The organism is Nonomuraea sp. NPDC059194 (assembly GCF_042754765.1).
GTDB lineage: Bacteria > Actinomycetota > Actinomycetes > Streptosporangiales > Streptosporangiaceae > Nonomuraea.
The window spans coordinates 1-15,579 of sequence record NZ_JBHZBH010000009.1 but is presented as its reverse complement, the minus strand read 5'-3'; the positions used below and the strand labels follow the sequence as shown (position 1 = coordinate 15,579).

Genomic DNA, 15,579 nt, shown 5'->3' with positions numbered 1-15,579 from the left:
GGCCGTCAGGTTCCGGTCCGAAGCGCCGCGAGATCGGTTTTACCATTCGGCAGCAGCGGAAGTGCGGACAAGAGCCGCAGCTCGCGGGGCGCGGCGTAGGCGGGCAGCCGCTCGCGGGAGTAGGCGCGCAACTGGCCGAGAGTGGGCGGTCTGCCGGGGTCGGCGGGCACGACGACGGCGACGACCGCCTCACCCCATTCCGGGTGCGGGCGGCCGACGACGGCCACGTCGGCGACCTCCGGGTGGAGGGCGAGCACGCTCGCGACCGAGGCGGCGACGACCTTCTCGCCGCCGGTGTTGATCACGTCGTCGGCGCGGCCGAGGACGCGCAGCCTGCCGTCCTCGATGGCGCCGAGGTCGGAGGTGGTGAACCAGCCACCCTCCACCGGGCTGTCGCCGAAGCGGTATCCGGAGAGCAGGACGGGCCCCGCGACGCGGATCCTGCCGTCCTGCCTGATCGCGAGCTCGACATCGTCAAGGGGCAGGCCGTCGTAGACGCAGCCGCCGCTGGTCTCGCTGCTGCCGTACGTCGTGACGATCCTGGCGCCCGCCGCGCGCGCGGCCTCCAGCAGGCCGGGCCGCGCCGCCGCGCCGCCCAGCAGGATGGTGGCGAAGGCGCCGAGGTCGGCGCCCCGCTCCATGAGGCGGTGGAGCTGGGTGGGCACCAGCGAGACGTGATCGGCGCCGGAGGCGGCGACGGCCTCGGGGTCGAAGCGGTCGTGGATGATCGGCTCGGTGCCGCCGAGCAGCGACCTGACGAGCACCTGCAGGCCGGAGACGTGGGACGGCGGCAGGCAGCACAGCCACCGACCACCGGGCGCGGCCTCCAGCCGGCGCAGGGAGGAGGCGGCGGAGGCCATGAGCGCCGCGGCGGTCAGCATGACGCCCTTGGGGGCGCCGGTGCTGCCCGAGGTGGCGATGACGACGGCGACGTCCGAGGGCACGCCGGGCCCGTCGGCCTGCCGTACCCCGTCGACGGTCTCGATCTCGGTCGGGCGCAGGGCGCGCAGGGCCGCGCCCGCGTGGTCGGGGGACAGGGGGAGGACGGCGGGGCCGTCGCCGTCCAGCGCCGCCGCGATCGCCGCGAACAGCCGGGGGCCCGGCGGGAGCACGAGCGCCCGCAGGGGCCGGTCCGGATGCGACGGGTTCCTCCACATGCTCGTAAGGTTAGTGCCGACAGACGAGGCGTCAGCTGGGAAGGTGCGTTGATGGGTTCTGGGCCGCGGGTCTTCCGGATCCCGATGCGCACCCGTTTTCGCGGCCAGACGGTCCGCGAGGGCGTGCTGATCGAGGGGCCCGCGGGGTGGGGGGAGTTCTCGCCCTTCCCCGAGTACGGCCCGCGCGAGTGCGCGCGCTGGCTGGCGTGCGCGCGTGAGGCGGCCTTCGAGGGCTGGCCCGCGCCGGTGCGCTCGCGGATCCCGGTCAACGCGACCGTTCCCGCCGTCTCGGCCGAGCGGGCCCACGAGCTGGTACGGCAGGCGGGCTGCGGCACCGCGAAGGTCAAGGTGGCCGAGCGGGGGCAGAGCTTCGCCGACGATCTGGCAAGAGTCGAGGCGGTTCGTGACGCGCTGGGGCCTTCGGGCAAGCTGCGGGTCGACGCCAACGGCGCGTGGGACGTGCCGACGGCGGTCCGCCACCTGAGGGCGTTGGACGCCTTCGACCTGGAGTACGCCGAGCAGCCCTGCGCGACGCTGGACGAGCTGGCCGCGGTGCGGCGGGCGGTCGAGGTGCCGATCGCGGCCGACGAGTCGATCAGGCGCGCGGACGATCCGCTGAAGGTGCGGGCCGCGGAGGCCGCCGACATCGCCGTGGTGAAGGTGCAGCCGCTGGGCGGGGTCAGGGCGGCGCTGCGGGTGGTGGAGGCATGCGGGCTGCCCGCGGTGGTTTCGAGCGCGGTGGAGACCTCGGTGGGGCTGGCGGCCGGGGTCGCCCTGGCCGCGGCGCTGCCCAGCCTGCCGTACGCGTGCGGCCTCGGGACCATGTCGCTGCTGGCGGGCGACGTGGTGGACGGCTCGCTGACGCCCGTCGACGGGTTCTTGCCGGTGTCCCGTCCGGCAGTGGATTATTCGCTTTTGTCGGAGTTTGAGATCGAGTCGCCGTCGTGGCTGCGGCGGATGCAGGAGGCGGACCTGTGAACCCGGCTACCGCGCTCGCCACCGTGCTGGTGGACGAGCTCGTGCGTTGCGGCCTCACCGACGTCGTGATGGCTCCCGGGTCCCGCTCGGCTCCGCTCGCGCTGGCCCTCCACTCCGAGTCGCGGGTGCGGCTGCACGTGCGGATCGACGAGCGCTCGGCCTCCTACCTGGCGGTGGGCCTGGCCCGCAGGTCCGAACGGCCGGTCGCGCTGATCTGCTCCTCCGGCACGGCGGTGGCCAACTTCCACCCCGCGGTGATCGAGGCGAGCGAGTCGGGCGTGCCACTGCTGGTGCTGACCGCCGACCGGCCGCCCGAGCTGCGCGGCACCGGCGCCAACCAGACCATCGACCAGCTGAAGATCTTCGGTAACTCCACCAGGTGGTTCGCCGAGGTCGGAACGCCCGAGGAACGGCCCGGCCAGGTGGCCTACTGGCGGTCGCTGGCGGCCCGCGCCTACCAGCGCGCGCTCGGGCCCTCCGACCCCGGCCCGGTCCACCTGAACCTGGCCTTCAGGGAGCCCCTGATCCCCGACGGCGACACCTCGTGGGTCGAGTCCCTCGACGGCGACACGGCGGGATCGTGGGTGCGGGCCCGCGTCGCGCCGCCGCCCGTGGCGCTGCACCTCCCGCCGACCAGGCGCGGCGTGCTCGTCGTCGGCGACGGGGCGGCGAACGTGCGCCGCTACATCGCCGCGGCAGGCATGGCGGGCTGGCCCGTGCTGTCGGAGCCCAACGGCGGCGGCCGGTACGGCGACCACGCCATCTCCACCTACCACTTCCTGCTGGGGATGCAGTCCTTCGCCGACGCCCACCAGCCCGACGTGGTCGTCACGCTCGGACGCCCAGGACTGTCCAGGCCGCTGCTGTCATGGCTGCGGCGAGCCGAAGAGCACATCGTGGTGGCCACCGACCTGGCCCGCTGGCCCGACCCGACACGGTCGGCGACCCAGGTGGCGCAGGCGGTCGAGATCCCCGTCGCCGCCGGCGACGACGCCTGGCTGCACTCTTGGCGGCGGGCCGACGCCGCGGCCAGGACGGCCGTCGACTCCCTCCTGGACTCGTCGGGGATGACCGAGCCGCGCATCGCCAGGGACCTGGCCGACTCGCTGCCGAACGGGGCACTGCTGTTCTGCGGGTCGTCCATGCCGATCAGGGACCTCGACCAGGCGATGCGGCCCAGGCGCGGGCTGCGGCTGCTGGCCAACCGGGGCGTCTCGGGGATCGACGGGCTCGTGTCGACGGCCATCGGGGCGGCGCTGGCGCACAACGGGCCCTCGTACGCGCTGCTGGGCGACCTGACGTTCCTGCACGACCAGAACGGGTTGATCCTGGGTCCCAGGGAACCGCGTCCCGACCTGTGCCTGGTCGTGGTGAACAACGACGGGGGCGGGATCTTCTCGTTGCTGCCGCAGGCGGGGGTCAGAGATCCGTTCGAGCGGGTGTTCGGCACGCCGCACGGGGTGGACCTGGGGTACCTGGCGGCCGCCACCGGGACGCCGTACCAGCTGGTGGAGGAGATCTCCGACCTGCCCAAGGCGATTCGCGGCGAGGGACTGCGCGTGGTGGAGGTCCGCACCGACCGGGAGTCGAACGCGGTCCTGCACGCGCAGTTGAGAGAGGTCGCACAGGCGGCGGTCCGCGACGTCCTCGGCTGACGGCCGGACGGCCGCTGGAGCGAGCCCGCGGGTCCCCTGGCGAACCTGGTCAGCAGGTTCGTGGTCGACCTGCGGATGAAGACGGCCGCGGCGTCGGTGACGCCGTGGCCACACCCCGGAACTCTCCGGACCCACCATCCCGGAAACGCGTGCCGCGGCTGCCGCCGAAGTCCGGGTGGGCCGGCACGTTCGGGTGAGCGGCGTGCGAGCGGTCCGCGCGACCGGGCTTCTGGTCAGCGTTTGGCGAGGCCCGCGTGGATCAGGTCCCAGACGGCGTCGAACGCGCGCTCGATGCCCGGCTTGCTCCAGTCCGGCGCGAAGAGGGGATCATGGAAGCGCACTGACGCGTCGAACACGGCACGCGCCGTCGCACGCACGTCCACCGGTGTGAACTCGCCTCTGGCCACGCCGTCCCCGATGATCCGTTCCACCTGGCCGACCAGGTCCGCCAGGTGCCGCTCGATGACCTCACTCGACTCCGCGACCAGGACCATGTAGGTCGCGAACAGCTCGGGATCGTCGAGAGCCTTCTTCCTCTTGGCGGCGAACAGGACGGCCAGCCAATTGTGCAGGCGGGCGCCCGCGGGCCCAGGGGTCCTGACCGCAGCCATCAGCGGGGCGTGCGACTCGTCGAGCCAGCGCTGGGTGACGGCCTCCCGTAGCGCGGCCTTGCTGGGGAAGTGCCGGTAGACACTGCCGTGACTGACCCCGAGCGCCCGCGCCACGTCGACCACCGTGGTCTTGGCAGGTCCGTACCTGCGCAGGACGTCCTGGGCGGCGGTGATGATCTGCTCGGCGTTCAGGGTGCCATCTGTCATGTGACCAAGTCTGTCAGTTGTCGACGTCAGGCTGCTCGCTGTCGAGGTGGGCCAGCTGCGCGGCGGCGTAGCGGCCTCCGGCGGCCGAGCCTGCCGGGATGACCGACTGGATGCGGTCGAGGTCGTCACGGGTCAGGCTCACGTCGAGCGCGCCGAGCGCCTCCGCGAGCCGGTCACGGCGGCGGGCGCCGATGAGCGGGACGATGTCCTCGCCCTGGGCGAGGACCCAGGCGATCGCGAGCTGCGCGACGGTCGCGTCCTTGGTGGCGGCGAGGTCGCGCAGGCCCTCGACCAGCGCCAGGTTGTGCGCGAGATTGTCACCGCCGAACCTGGGGCTGACCGAGCGGAAGTCGCCCGCGGCGAGCCGGCGGTCCTTCGACCAGTGGCCGCTGAGCAGGCCGCGCGACAGCACGCCGTACGCGGTGACGCCGATGCCGAGCTCCCTGCAGGTCGGCAGGATGGCGGCCTCGATGTCACGGGACAGCAGGGAGTACTCGATCTGCAGGTCCGCGATCGGGTGGACGGCGTGCGCGCGCCTGATGGTGTCGGCGCCGACCTCTGACAGGCCGATGTGCCGGACGTGGCCCTTCTCGACCTCCTCGGCGATGGCGCCCACGGTCTCCTCGATGGGTACGGCGGGGTCGACGCGGGAGAGCCGGTAGATGTCGACATGATCGGTGCGCAGGCGGCGAAGGGTGTAGGCGAGTGACGTCTTCACCGTGGCGGGGCGGCCGTCGAAGCCGAGCCAGTTGCCGTCGTAGTCGCGCTGGGCGCCGAACTTCACGCTGATCTGCACGGCGTCGCGGTCGCGACCCTTGAGCGCGTCATGGATGAGCAGCTCGTTGTGGCCCATGCCGTAGAAGTCGCCGGTGTCGAGAAGGGTGATGCCGGCGTCGAGCGCGGCGTGGATGGTGGCGATGGACTCGGCCTCGTCGGCGGGGCCGTACAGGTCGGACATGCCCATGGCGCCCAGGCCGAGGTCGGAGACGCGGGGGCCGGTGGTTCCGAGAGTTCTCATGGTGACGACTATGGCACATGGGCTGACAGATTTCAAAATCTGTCAGCCCATGATTGTGCAATGTTCGGCCAAGGTGCATGGCGATTCGCAACCGGGAGTCCGGCACCATGGAGGCCGGCTCCTTCCGCTATACAGGCGGCTACATCATCAGGACCAAGGGCACGGCCAATCTGGCCGGCCTCCTCCCCTCCGGAAGGAACGCCGCCCGGTGGCGGTGCATAGTGCCCCACCCGCCCGGATATATGGTGCGATCTGCATCTATGCAGTTATCCGTGTCGCCCCTAGCGTTCTCCCAAGCTTGTCTCTTGGGAGGGCACCATGGCCCCTGCAGTCGACGACTACTCACTCAGCCGAGTACCCGCGAGCGCCCGCTATCCCTGGTGGTCGGTCGCCGTTCAGCGGTTCGGGCAGGTGTCCGCGCTGACCCAGTTCATGCTGGGCGCAGCGCTCGGCTTCGGCCTGAGCTTCTGGGACGCGTTCTGGGCCCTGACGTTCGGCGCGCTCATCCTGGAGGCCGCGATGATCCTCGTCGGGATCATCGGCATGCGCGAGGGCCTGTCCACCTCCATGCTCGCCAGATGGACCGGCTTCGGTCGCGGCGGCTCCGCGGTGATCGGGCTGGCCATCGGGATCAGCCTGGTCGGCTGGTTCGGCATCCAGTCCGGGATCTCCGCCCGCGGCCTGCACGCCCTGATCGGCGGCCCACCGGAATGGGTGTGGGCGATCGGCTTCGGCCTGGCGGTCACCGCCATCGTGATCGCCGGGTTCCGCTCGATGGCCTGGACCGCGTACGTCACGGTCCCGTTGTTCCTCGCCCTGGTGGCCTGGTCGATCATCTCGGAACTGAGCGGGCACTCCCTCGGCGCGCTCGTCTCCTCCCCGCCTCCGGGCCCGCCCATGACGGTGGTGCAGGGCACGGCGCTGGTGGCGGGAAGCCTCATGGTCGGCGCCGTGATCACCTCCGACATGACGCGGTTCAACCGCAACGCGGGCGACGTCATCAAGCAGACGGTCATCGGGGTCACTCTGGGCGAGTACGTCATCGGGCTGGCCGGAGTCCTGCTGGCCCACGCCGTCGGCAGCTCCGACATCATCGCGATCGTCGTCTCCTCCGTCGGCCTGGTCGGGACGCTGGTGATCGTGGCGGGCACGCTGAAGATCAACGATTGGAACCTCTACTCGGCCGGCCTCGGGCTGCTCACCTTCATCGGCGTGGTCAGCGGCCGCCGCCCGAGCCGCGTCCTGATCACCGCGCTCGTCGGCGTCGCGGGAACGCTGCTCGGGGCCGCGGGCATCCTCGACCGGTTCACCGACTTCCTGATCCTGCTGGGCGTGGTCTTCCCGCCGATCGCCGGAATCATGATCGCCGAGTACTTCGTCGTCCGCCGCTGGCGCGGCCGGCTCGCCGAGGGCCGCGACACCGGCGCCGCCCCGGCCGGCGCCCCCATGTGGGTGCCCGTGACGCTGGTCATCTGGGTGGTCGCCACGCTGATCGGCGTGTTCGTCACGGCCGGCCTGGGCAGCGTCAACTCGCTGGTGGCCGCCTTCGCGCTCTACGTGGCGTGCGGACGGCTCGGCCTGATCACCGAGGTCGGGGCCAGCGCGACCGAGAACGCGGAAGGGGCGAATGCGTGAGGATCGGCATAGACGTCGGCGGCACGAACACCGACGCCGTCCTGATGGACGGCAACCGGGTGGTCGCCGCGGTCAAGCGGAACACCAGCAAGGACGTCACCGGCGGCATCGTCTCCGCCATCGCGGGCCTGGAACTCCATGGCCCGGTGCACGCCGTGATGATCGGCACCACGCACTTCATCAACGCGCTCGTTGAGGCCGATCGCCTCGCGCCCACGGCCGCCGTACGGCTCGGGCTGCCCGCCACCACGGCACTGCCGCCCTTCGTCGACTGGCCCGATCCGTTGGTCGAGGCCGTGTCGGGACGCGGCTACCTGTGCCACGGCGGTCACGAGTTCGACGGGCGGACCATCTCCGAACTGGATCAGGACGAGCTGCGCCGTACCGCGGAGGACATCAGAGCCCGCGGCATCCGATCGGTGGCGATCTCCTCCATCTTCTCCCCTGTGAACATCGAGTTCGAGGAGCGGGCCGCGCAGATCCTGGCCGAGGAACTGCCCGGCGTGCCCATCTCGCTCTCGCACGAGATCGGCAGGATCGGGCTGCTGGAACGGGAGAACGCCACGATCGTCAACGCGGCGCTGCGCGAGCTGGCCGACGACATCGTGGACGGGCTGGGCCAGGCGATGGCCGGGCTCGGGATCGCCGCGCCCCTCTACCTCAGCCAGAACGACGGCACGCTGATGGACCTGGAGTTCGCCAGGCGCTATCCGGTGGCCACGTTCGCCTCGGGTCCGACGAACTCCATGCGCGGCGCCGCCGTGCTGTCCGGGCTCGGCACCTGCGCCGTCGTCGACATCGGCGGGACGACGAGCGATGTGGGCGTTCTCAACGCCGGCTTCCCCAGGGAGGCGACCGCCGAGGTCACAGTCGCCGGCGTCAGGACGAACTTCCGCATGCCCGACGTGCTGTCGATCGGCATCGGCGGCGGCAGCCGCGTGCATCCGGGCCACCGGGTCGGTCCTGACTCCGTCGGATACCTGCTCGCCGAGCACGCGCTGGTCTTCGGCGGCTCGACGCTGACCGCGACCGACATCGCGGTCGCCGCGGGGCGCGCCGACATCGGCGATCCCTCGCTGGTCGCGCACCTGGACAAGGATCTGGTCGGCGCGGTGCTCGAGCGCATCGCCGACCATGTGGCCGAGGCCGTGGAGCGCATGCGGACCAGCCCCGAGCCGCTTCCCGTCGTGGCCGTGGGCGGCGGATCCATCCTCCTGCCCGACGAGCTGGCGGCGTGCGGCGAGGTCCGCAGGCCCGAGCACTACTCGGTGGCCAACGCGATCGGCGCCGCCATCGCGCAGGTCGGCGGCGAGGTGGACCGCATCTACACGGTCGCGCCCGGGCGCAGGGAGAAGATCCTCGACGAGGCCCGGCAGGAGGCGGTGGACCGGGCGATCGCGGGCGGCGCCAGGCCCCGTAGCGTCGACATCGTCGAGCTCGACGAGATCCCACTGCCCTACCTGCCCGGCGACGCCATCAGGATCAAGGTCAAGGCGGTCGGAGAGCTGTCCATCGAGGAGGCCGCACATGCGTGAGATCAGGCTCGAGCACCTGGCCGACATCGCCAGAGGGGCGGCGATCCTGGGCACCGGCGGTGGCGGGGACCCCTACATCGGGCGGCTGATGGCCCGCGCCGCGCTGCGCGAGCACGGGCCCGTCGAGCTGGTCCCGCTGGCGGAGGTGCCCGACGACGCGATGGTGCTGCCCGTCGCCGGGATGGGCGCTCCCACCGTGATGGTGGAGAAGCTGCCGTCGAGCGCGGAGCTGTCCAACGCCGTCGAAGCCCTGTGCGGCTACCTCGGCCGCCGCCCCACCCACATCGCCTGCGCCGAGGTGGGAGGGGTCAACTCGCTGATCCCCGTGGCCGCGGCGGCCAGGCTCGGCCTGCCGCTCATAGACGCCGACGGCATGGGCCGGGCCTTTCCCGAGCTGCAGATGTTCATCCCCGCCCTCTACGGCGTGCGCGCCTCTCCCATGGCGCTGGCCGACGACAAGGGCAACAGGTCGGTCCTCGACACCGTCGGCAACCACTGGACGGAGCGGCTGGCCAGGGCGGCCACCGTGGAGATGGGCGGCTCGGCCACCACCGTCCTGTACGCCATGGACGGAGCCAAGGCCCGTGAGTCCATGGTGCCCGCCACGCTCTCGCTCAGCGCCGAGCTCGGCGCGCTGGTGGCGGCCAGGCGCGGCGAGGCCGCGGCCGCGGTCGCCGAGCGGCTGGGCGGCCGCGTCCTGTTCACCGGCAAGGTCCTCGACGTCGAGCGCCGCACCCATGGCGGCTTCGCCCGCGGTACGGCCAGGCTCAAGGGCGGCGCGGGCGAACTGCTGCGGCTGTCGTTCCAGAACGAGCACCTGCTGGCGGAGCTGGACGGCGTCCCGGTGGCCACCACGCCCAACCTGATCTGCGTCCTCGACCAGCAGACCGGTGACCCGGTGACGACCGAGGCGCTGAGGTACGGCCACCGCGTCGCCGTGCTGGCCGCGCCGTGCGACCCGCGCTGGCTGACCCCCGAGGGCCTGGCGCTGGCGGGGCCCAGGTACTTCGGCTACGACCTCGACCCCGTGACACTCTAGAAGGGTGATCGAAGAGCAGGACGTCGCCGCCCTCGAGCGCGGCTGCGTCCTGCTCGGCTCCGGCGGTGGCGGCCGCACGGCGACGGCCGCGCGGGTGCTGCGGGTCAAGCTGCGCGCGGCCCCCGTGCCGCTCGTTCCCGTGTCCGAGCTGCCGCCCGGCGCCATGGTCGTCCCGGTAGGGCTGGCTGGAGCGACAGGGATGCTCGAGGAGAAACCGCCATCGGGCGCCGAGATGGTCGCGGCCATCGCGGCCGTGGCCCGCTGGAGCGGCAGCAGGGTCGACGCGATAATGTCGATCGAGGCCGCCGGCATCAACGGGCTGATGGTCTTCTCCTGCGAGCGTCCCGTGGTCGACGCCGATCTCATGGGGCGGGCCTTCCCCAGGCTGGGGCAGTCATCGACCTCGCGCAAGGGTGTGCAGGCCGGGCCGTACGCGCTGGTGGACGCGGCCGGCCGTACCACGATCATGGACCGGTTCGATCCCGAAGCGGGCGAGCGGCTGATGCGCGGCGCGCTGCGGGCCTGCGGCGGGTGGGCCGCGTTCGCGCACTGGCCGATCCGCGCGGCCGACCTGCCGGAGCAGGCCGTCGTCGGCAGCCTCTCGCGGGCGCTGGCCCTCGGCCGTACCATGCTGGGCCTGCCGGAGCGGGCACCTCGCGCTCCCGCGCTCGGCGGGCGCCTGCACGGAGCGGGGCGCGTCGTCGAGGTGGTCAGATCGGCGGGCGGCGACGGCAGGGTGACGATCCTCGACGACGGCGGCGCGGTGCTGCGCGTGGAGATGGAGAACGAGTACCAGGTCGTGTTCGCCGACGGCGTGCCCGTCGCGACCACGCCCGACGTGATCTGCCTGCTCGAAGCGAGGACGGGGCGGCCCCTGGCCTGCGACGAGGTACGGCAGGGCCCGCGCGTGGAGGTGCTCCAGCTGCCCGGGCCCTCCTTCTGGCGGCGGCCCGACCGGCTGCCGCAGGTCTGGCCGGCCGCCTTCGGCATCGACGTGTCGCCCCGCCTCCTCGACGGCCGGCCATGAACGTCGCCGACCTCCTGGATCGGGCCGACCTGACCGTGCTCGGTGGCCCGGCCGCGCCCGGACGGCAGGTGACCGGCATCCGCATGGCGGTGGGCGCGGCCGGCACCGGTGACCTGGTCGTGCTGCTCGATCCCGACAGGACCAGCTGGCGGCTCGACGCCGAGCTGAGCAAGGCGGTCGAGGCGGGCGCGGCGGCACTGATGGTGCCTGGGACGGATCCGCTGCTGCGCAGCACCGTTCTGCTCGCCGAGCGGCTGGCGACGCCGGTGCTCGGCTGCCCCGGCGACCCGCTGGACACGGCCGTACGGCTGGCGGTGCTGATCGCCTCGCCCGACGTGGACGCGGCCAGGCGGGTACTGGCCGCGCACCGGGCGCTCGACACCGGCACCCCCACGCTGGAGGAGATGCGCGATCTGGCCAGCGCGGTGGTGCAGGCGGAGGTCACGGTGCTGGCCAGGGACGGGGCCCTGTTGCTCGGCCCGCCGATCGACGAGCACGTCAGGGTGTCGCTGCCGGTGCGCCAGCGGCTGGCGGGCGGCGGCGTCGCCGTGCCGGTGCTCGCGCTCGAAGGCCGCAGCGCGGAGCTGTGGCTCGTCGTGGCCGGTACGGCCGGCGGCGAGGAGGTGCTCGCGGTGGCCGCGGCCGCGGCTCAGCGGGCGCTGGCGCTGCGCAGGCTGGAACTGGAACGCGACGCCAGACGCAGCTCCGCCCTGCTCGGCGAGCTGCTGCAGGCGGGCGATGACCCCGGCCCGTCCCTGCGGCGGCGGGCCGCGGAGGCGGGCTGGCGGCTGGACGGCTGGCACACGGGGATCCGCATCGACGTGAGCCGTCCCGTCGACGTGGTGACCCTGACCGGCGACATCGTCGCCACCCTGTCAGCGGTGTCCGTCGACGCGGTCGTCGTCGCGGAGGACGGCGGCTGGGTCGCCTGGGTGACCACCGACATCGAGCCGGACGCCGACGCGGTGAACAGGCTCGCGCTCCTGGTACGCCAGGCCCAGCGCCGCATGGCCGACCTCGACCCGCTCGTCGGCATGGCCCGCCCGCACCACGGCCCCGGCGGCATCGCCCGCAGCCTGTCGGAGGCGCGTGACGCCGCTCGGCTGGCCGCCGCCCGCGCGGAGACCGGCAGGTTCGTCCACGTCGACCGGCTCGGACTCGCCCAGCTGCTGCTGGCCTGGACCAGGACGGACACCTTCGTCCCTGCGGCCAGATCCCTGCTCGCCGCGCTGGCAGCCGACCCAGGTGACCTCACCAGGACGCTCACCGTGTACCTGGACACGGAGTCCTCCCTGATCGACACGGCGGCCGTGCTCGGCGTCCACCGGAACACGGTGGCCCGCAGGATCGCCAAGATCGAGCGGCTGCTCGGTGTCGATCTCACCGATGCCGACACCCGCCTGGCGCTCCACCTGGCCTGCCGTGTCGCCGCCCCGGACCAGTGACCGGATCCTCCAGAGCTGACGAGCCCGGCCGCCGCCGCACCCGCCCCCCGGCTACCCTCTCCCCTCGCCGGCGCCCAGCCATCCCAGCCATCCCAGCCATCCCCGCCACCCCCGCCCCCATCACCCCTCTGGCTCCACGCCGTCGTCCTTCCAGCCTGGGGTGCAGAACCGTGCGATGCCGTGGTGCGTCCGCCATGCCGGTTCACCCTGTCCCGGCTTGGGCCGGTCCTCAGCCGTCCACCCGCGCCGTGCGAATCCACCTGTGGTGCTCAGCCCGCTGGCGTCATCCCGTCGCGCGAGAGTTCAGCGCCACCCGCCGCCGCTTCCGAGGCCACCACGAGCGAACGGGGGATCACGTCCGAAGGCGCTGCGGCTCGGGCGACAGGGCCTCGACCAGGTCACGGATGGTGCTGCGATGATCGCCGGGCCGCCACGCGAGGGCGAGCACGCTCGGAGACAGACCCGTGACCGGGATGGTCATGATCGCCGGCCGCCGGTATATCTCGGCGTTGCCGGCGGCAAGCAGGACGATGGTGTCGCCGCTCTCAAGCGCCGCGAAGGTCTCCTCGGCGTTCGTCACGGTCGTGCAGACCACCGGTGGCCGCCCGCCGCGCTCGTCGGTCGCGAGCCAGTGGTCGCGGAGCAGCCCGGCGCTTTGGGGAAGCGCCAGGAACTTCTCGTCCAGGAGCTCGGCAAAGTCGACCTCGTCCCGTTCGGCCAGCCAGTGGTCGTGCCGGAACGCGACCCAGCGCGGCTCTCGGACCCGGACGTTGAGATCGTCCTGACCGGGGAACGGCAGCCAGACGAACGCCACGTCGACCTCGCCCTCGGCCAGGCCCGCCTTGGGGTCGGTCCAGTTGACCTGGCGCAGCCGCAGGTCGCAGCCCGGACGGCGTTCGGTGAACCGTTCCCGCAGCGTTCCCGAGAGGCCGCGTCCGACACTGGTCGACATGCCCACGGTCAGCCGTGAGGCGTCGGCGGCTACTGGATCCAGACACCGGAGGGCCTGGTCCTCATCGACACCCTGCGCACGCCGGCCAATGCCCGGAAAGCGGTGGCGGAGATCAAGAAGACCGGCAAGCCGGTCGCCGCCATCCTGCTCACCCACTCCCATCCCGACCATGTTGGCGGGGCGGGCGCCTTCCACGAGGCGTTCCCCAAGGCCACCCTCTACGCGTCCAAGGCGACCGACAAGACGATGCGGGAGGGCAGTCGGGGCTTCTACCCGCTGGCCCGTTCGGCGAACGCGGACTTCCCCGCCAAGCGCACCTACGCCGACCGGACCTTCGAGGACGCGCACCGTTGCAGGCCGGCGGCCTCCGCTTCGAGACCGCCACGTTCATCCACGGCGAGTCCGACACCGCGAACGTCTACTACCGTCCCGACACCGGCGACCTCTTCTCCGGTGACCTGGCGACCGGTATGGTCACGCCCGCGCTGATCGAGGGGACCAGCTGTGGCTGGCTCCAGATCCTCGATCAGCTCGGTGGGCGCTTCTTTTCAGGCGAACTGTAGGTCCTTCAGGGTGAACTGATGTGTGAATCCTTGGGTTCGTCTCGGCTGCCAGGGTTCTGCTCCTCTGTGGTGGACCTGCACAGGGCCGGGCTCCGCAACGGCACGCCCCGGCCCCGTCCGTGATTCTCCGGCCATGGCCGCCGGTCCTTCGGCCCCGAATGTCTGCTCTTCAGCCCCAAGCGCCCGTTTTCAGCCACCGAACGCCGACGCGTGCTCCTCGGCCCAGGAGGCGAAGGTGTGAGCCGGCCGGCCGAGGATCCGTGCCACGTCGTCGGTCACCCGCGGCGACTTGCCGAGGTCGCGGGCGTACCGTGCCATGAGCGCGGTGACGAAGGGCTCGGGGATGCCGCGGGCGATCAGGCCCTGGGCGGCGGCTTCCGGCGGGACCTCCGTGTAGGACAGCGGCCTGCCGATGGTCCTGCCGATGATCTCCACCATCTGCGCGTGCGTGAGAGCTTGCGGGCCGGTCAGGTAGGTGCGCTGGTTCACCAGGTCGTCGGTCAGCAGCGCGTGGGCCGCCACCGCCGCGAGGTCGCGCTCGTCGATCGGCGTCTCCGCGAAGCCTGCGTACGGGCCGCGGACCACGTCGCCCGCCTTGATCTGGCCGCTCCAGCTGGTCAGGGCGTTGACCGCGAAGCTCGACGCGCGCAGGCTCGTCCACTCCAGGCCGCTGGCGACGGCGGCCTCCTCCGCCTCCTTGTTGCGGTCACCGCGGAAGCGCGACGGCTGATGGTCGAGAGGTTCGTCGATGTTGATGGCCGACAGCGCCACCACCCGCCGCACCCCGTGCTTCTTGGCCAGCGCGACGAGCTCGGCCGCCGCTTCGCTCACGGCCCGCGGGTGGAGGAACAGCGCGGTGACCCCGTCCAGGTGCCCGGCGAGGGTGCTGGGCCGTGACGGTTCGCCGATCACCACCTCGACCGTGGCGGGCACGGTGGCAGGCAGGACAGCGGGTGCGGTGGTGCGGGTGACGGCGCGGACCTTGGTGTTTGCGCCGGCGAGCAGGTCGATGAGGGGGCGGCCGATGGTGCCTGTGGCTCCGATGACGAGGATCATGGCGATTCCTTCCGCATGCCGTATGATATGAAAACCGTAGCATCTAGTTTGGAAGTCATATGATATGAGTTACGTCACGTCTGGTGATGGGGATGACGCGCGCCCTCGTAGGCGGGCCACGGTGGCGATCAAGGAGGCGCTGCGCGAGCTGCGCGGCCAGCTGTCCCTCCTCGATCGGCAGGTGAGCGCACGGGCGGAGCTGAAGGACGTGGACCTCGACTGCCTCGACCTCATCGGTCGGCACGGGCCGATGAGCCCCACCGCCCTGGCGCGACAGGCCGGGCTGCATCCCGCCACGCTGACTGGCATCCTCGACCGGCTGGAACGGGCCGGGTGGGTGGTCCGCGAGCGCGACACCGCCGATCGCCGCGCTGTACTGATCAGGGCGCTGCCTGAGCGCAACGCGGAGCTGTTCCGGCTCTACTCCGGCATGAACCATGCGATGGACGAGATCTGCGCCGGGTATACCGAAGCCGAGCTGGACCTGCTGGCCGGCTTCCTGCGCCGCGCCACCGGCGCCGGCCGCGACGCCACCGCCGCACTGTCTGGCGACTGAGACGCCCAGCCCCTTAGCGCCGCGCAGCCGCCTCGCGCACACATCTTCGACCTAGTACTACATGGCTAGATCGCACGAGGTGATCGATCGGTTTCCCTGCGCGAGAAGGCTGGGGTATGTGACTGTGCTGGCGTGCCCCAGCCTC

The 15,579-nt window shown here is 72.1% G+C and carries 14 protein-coding genes and 1 pseudogene; 10 read left to right on the top strand and 5 right to left on the bottom strand.

What is annotated here, in order from left to right; translation table 11 throughout:
* Positions 1-5: 5 nt before the first annotated feature.
* Complete coding sequence (locus tag ACFXJ8_RS14155) at positions 6-1,157, bottom strand: AMP-binding protein (protein ID WP_379644286.1); 1,152 nt, start codon at positions 1,155-1,157, stop codon at positions 6-8.
* Between the two features lie 51 nt (positions 1,158-1,208).
* Here ACFXJ8_RS14155 and ACFXJ8_RS14150 point away from each other — a divergent pair, with 51 nt between their 5' ends.
* On the top strand, positions 1,209-2,135 hold the full coding sequence (locus tag ACFXJ8_RS14150; RefSeq protein WP_379644285.1) for an o-succinylbenzoate synthase: 927 nt from the start codon (positions 1,209-1,211) through the stop codon (positions 2,133-2,135).
* Positions 2,132-3,790 carry a 2-succinyl-5-enolpyruvyl-6-hydroxy-3-cyclohexene-1-carboxylic-acid synthase gene (gene menD / locus ACFXJ8_RS14145; RefSeq protein ID WP_379644284.1) on the top strand — a complete coding sequence of 553 codons (1,659 nt, stop codon included), beginning with the start codon at positions 2,132-2,134 and terminating at the stop codon, positions 3,788-3,790. Before ACFXJ8_RS14150 ends, menD begins: the two co-directional genes overlap by 4 nt.
* 233 nt (positions 3,791-4,023) lie before the next feature.
* Here the strand turns inward: menD and ACFXJ8_RS14140 are convergent, their stop codons facing one another.
* Together ACFXJ8_RS14140 and ACFXJ8_RS14135 are read right to left on the bottom strand one after the other, a co-directional pair.
* Positions 4,024-4,608: a TetR family transcriptional regulator gene (locus ACFXJ8_RS14140; protein WP_379644283.1), complete on the bottom strand. Its 585-nt coding sequence runs from the start codon at positions 4,606-4,608 to the stop codon at positions 4,024-4,026.
* Between the two features lie 13 nt (positions 4,609-4,621).
* A complete protein-coding gene (locus ACFXJ8_RS14135) occupies positions 4,622-5,626 on the bottom strand; it encodes an aldo/keto reductase (protein ID WP_379644282.1) in 1,005 nt (334 codons plus the stop codon).
* A 318-nt stretch (positions 5,627-5,944) separates the two neighbouring features.
* Here ACFXJ8_RS14135 and ACFXJ8_RS14130 point away from each other — a divergent pair, with 318 nt between their 5' ends.
* From ACFXJ8_RS14130 to ACFXJ8_RS14110, 5 genes are read left to right on the top strand one after another with little or no spacing between them, the layout of a single operon-like run.
* Complete coding sequence (locus ACFXJ8_RS14130; RefSeq protein ID WP_379644281.1) at positions 5,945-7,261, top strand: purine-cytosine permease family protein; 1,317 nt, start codon at positions 5,945-5,947, stop codon at positions 7,259-7,261.
* The gene (locus ACFXJ8_RS14125) at positions 7,258-8,796 is read left to right on the top strand and encodes a hydantoinase/oxoprolinase N-terminal domain-containing protein (RefSeq protein WP_379644280.1); all 1,539 of its coding nucleotides are present in this window, start codon (positions 7,258-7,260) and stop codon (positions 8,794-8,796) included. The genes ACFXJ8_RS14130 and ACFXJ8_RS14125 overlap by 4 nt, the downstream gene beginning before the upstream one ends.
* A complete protein-coding gene (locus ACFXJ8_RS14120) occupies positions 8,789-9,835 on the top strand; it encodes a DUF917 domain-containing protein (RefSeq protein ID WP_379644279.1) in 1,047 nt (348 codons plus the stop codon). Before ACFXJ8_RS14125 ends, ACFXJ8_RS14120 begins: the two co-directional genes overlap by 8 nt.
* 4 nt (positions 9,836-9,839) lie before the next feature.
* Entirely contained in the window at positions 9,840-10,862 is a 1,023-nt protein-coding gene (locus ACFXJ8_RS14115) for a DUF917 domain-containing protein (RefSeq protein ID WP_379644278.1), read from the top strand.
* Positions 10,859-12,307, top strand: a complete 1,449-nt coding sequence (locus ACFXJ8_RS14110) for a PucR family transcriptional regulator (RefSeq protein ID WP_379644277.1) — start codon at positions 10,859-10,861, stop codon at positions 12,305-12,307. The genes ACFXJ8_RS14115 and ACFXJ8_RS14110 overlap by 4 nt, the downstream gene beginning before the upstream one ends.
* Positions 12,308-12,659: 352 nt before the next feature.
* Here ACFXJ8_RS14110 and ACFXJ8_RS14105 read toward each other — a convergent pair whose 3' ends face one another.
* Positions 12,660-13,421, bottom strand: a complete 762-nt coding sequence (locus tag ACFXJ8_RS14105; RefSeq protein WP_379644466.1) for a LysR family substrate-binding domain-containing protein — start codon at positions 13,419-13,421, stop codon at positions 12,660-12,662.
* On the opposite strand from ACFXJ8_RS14105, the pseudogene ACFXJ8_RS14100 reads away from it, so the two are divergent.
* Both ACFXJ8_RS14100 and ACFXJ8_RS14095 read left to right on the top strand, forming a co-directional pair.
* A pseudogene (locus ACFXJ8_RS14100) lies at positions 13,314-13,544 on the top strand (MBL fold metallo-hydrolase); the annotation flags it as partial. The gene ACFXJ8_RS14105 and the pseudogene ACFXJ8_RS14100 sit on opposite strands and share 108 nt — an antisense overlap.
* A 65-nt stretch (positions 13,545-13,609) precedes the next feature.
* Positions 13,610-13,822 (top strand): hypothetical protein, encoded by a 213-nt coding sequence (locus ACFXJ8_RS14095; RefSeq protein ID WP_379644276.1) that lies wholly within the window; start codon positions 13,610-13,612, stop codon positions 13,820-13,822.
* Positions 13,823-14,011: 189 nt separating this feature from the next.
* On the opposite strand, the gene ACFXJ8_RS14090 is transcribed toward ACFXJ8_RS14095, so the two are convergent.
* Positions 14,012-14,878, bottom strand: coding sequence for an NAD(P)H-binding protein (locus tag ACFXJ8_RS14090; protein ID WP_379644275.1), 867 nt, complete (start codon positions 14,876-14,878; stop codon positions 14,012-14,014).
* Positions 14,879-14,999: 121 nt separating this feature from the next.
* Between ACFXJ8_RS14090 and ACFXJ8_RS14085 the strand changes: the two genes are divergently transcribed.
* Positions 15,000-15,434 carry a MarR family transcriptional regulator gene (locus ACFXJ8_RS14085; RefSeq protein WP_379644274.1) on the top strand — a complete coding sequence of 145 codons (435 nt, stop codon included), beginning with the start codon at positions 15,000-15,002 and terminating at the stop codon, positions 15,432-15,434.
* The last annotated feature ends 145 nt before the right edge of the window (positions 15,435-15,579 follow it).

Bases quoted from the DNA above. Each gene is read 5' to 3' on its own strand.
- ACFXJ8_RS14155 (WP_379644286.1), bottom strand. From the start codon at position 1,157: ATGTGGAGGAACCCGTCGCATCCGGACCGGCCCCTGCGGGCGCTCGTG.
- ACFXJ8_RS14120 (WP_379644279.1), top strand. From the start codon at position 8,789: ATGCGTGAGATCAGGCTCGAGCACCTGGCCGACATCGCCAGAGGGGCG.
- ACFXJ8_RS14135 (WP_379644282.1), bottom strand. From the start codon at position 5,626: ATGAGAACTCTCGGAACCACCGGCCCCCGCGTCTCCGACCTCGGCCTG.
- ACFXJ8_RS14140 (WP_379644283.1), bottom strand. From the start codon at position 4,608: ATGACAGATGGCACCCTGAACGCCGAGCAGATCATCACCGCCGCCCAG.
- ACFXJ8_RS14105 (WP_379644466.1), bottom strand. From the start codon at position 13,421: ATGGGAGTGGGTGAGCAGGATGGCGGCGACCGGCTTGCCGGTCTTCTT.
- ACFXJ8_RS14130 (WP_379644281.1), top strand. From the start codon at position 5,945: ATGGCCCCTGCAGTCGACGACTACTCACTCAGCCGAGTACCCGCGAGC.
- ACFXJ8_RS14090 (WP_379644275.1), bottom strand. From the start codon at position 14,878: ATGATCCTCGTCATCGGAGCCACAGGCACCATCGGCCGCCCCCTCATC.
- ACFXJ8_RS14150 (WP_379644285.1), top strand. From the start codon at position 1,209: ATGGGTTCTGGGCCGCGGGTCTTCCGGATCCCGATGCGCACCCGTTTT.
- ACFXJ8_RS14110 (WP_379644277.1), top strand. From the start codon at position 10,859: ATGAACGTCGCCGACCTCCTGGATCGGGCCGACCTGACCGTGCTCGGT.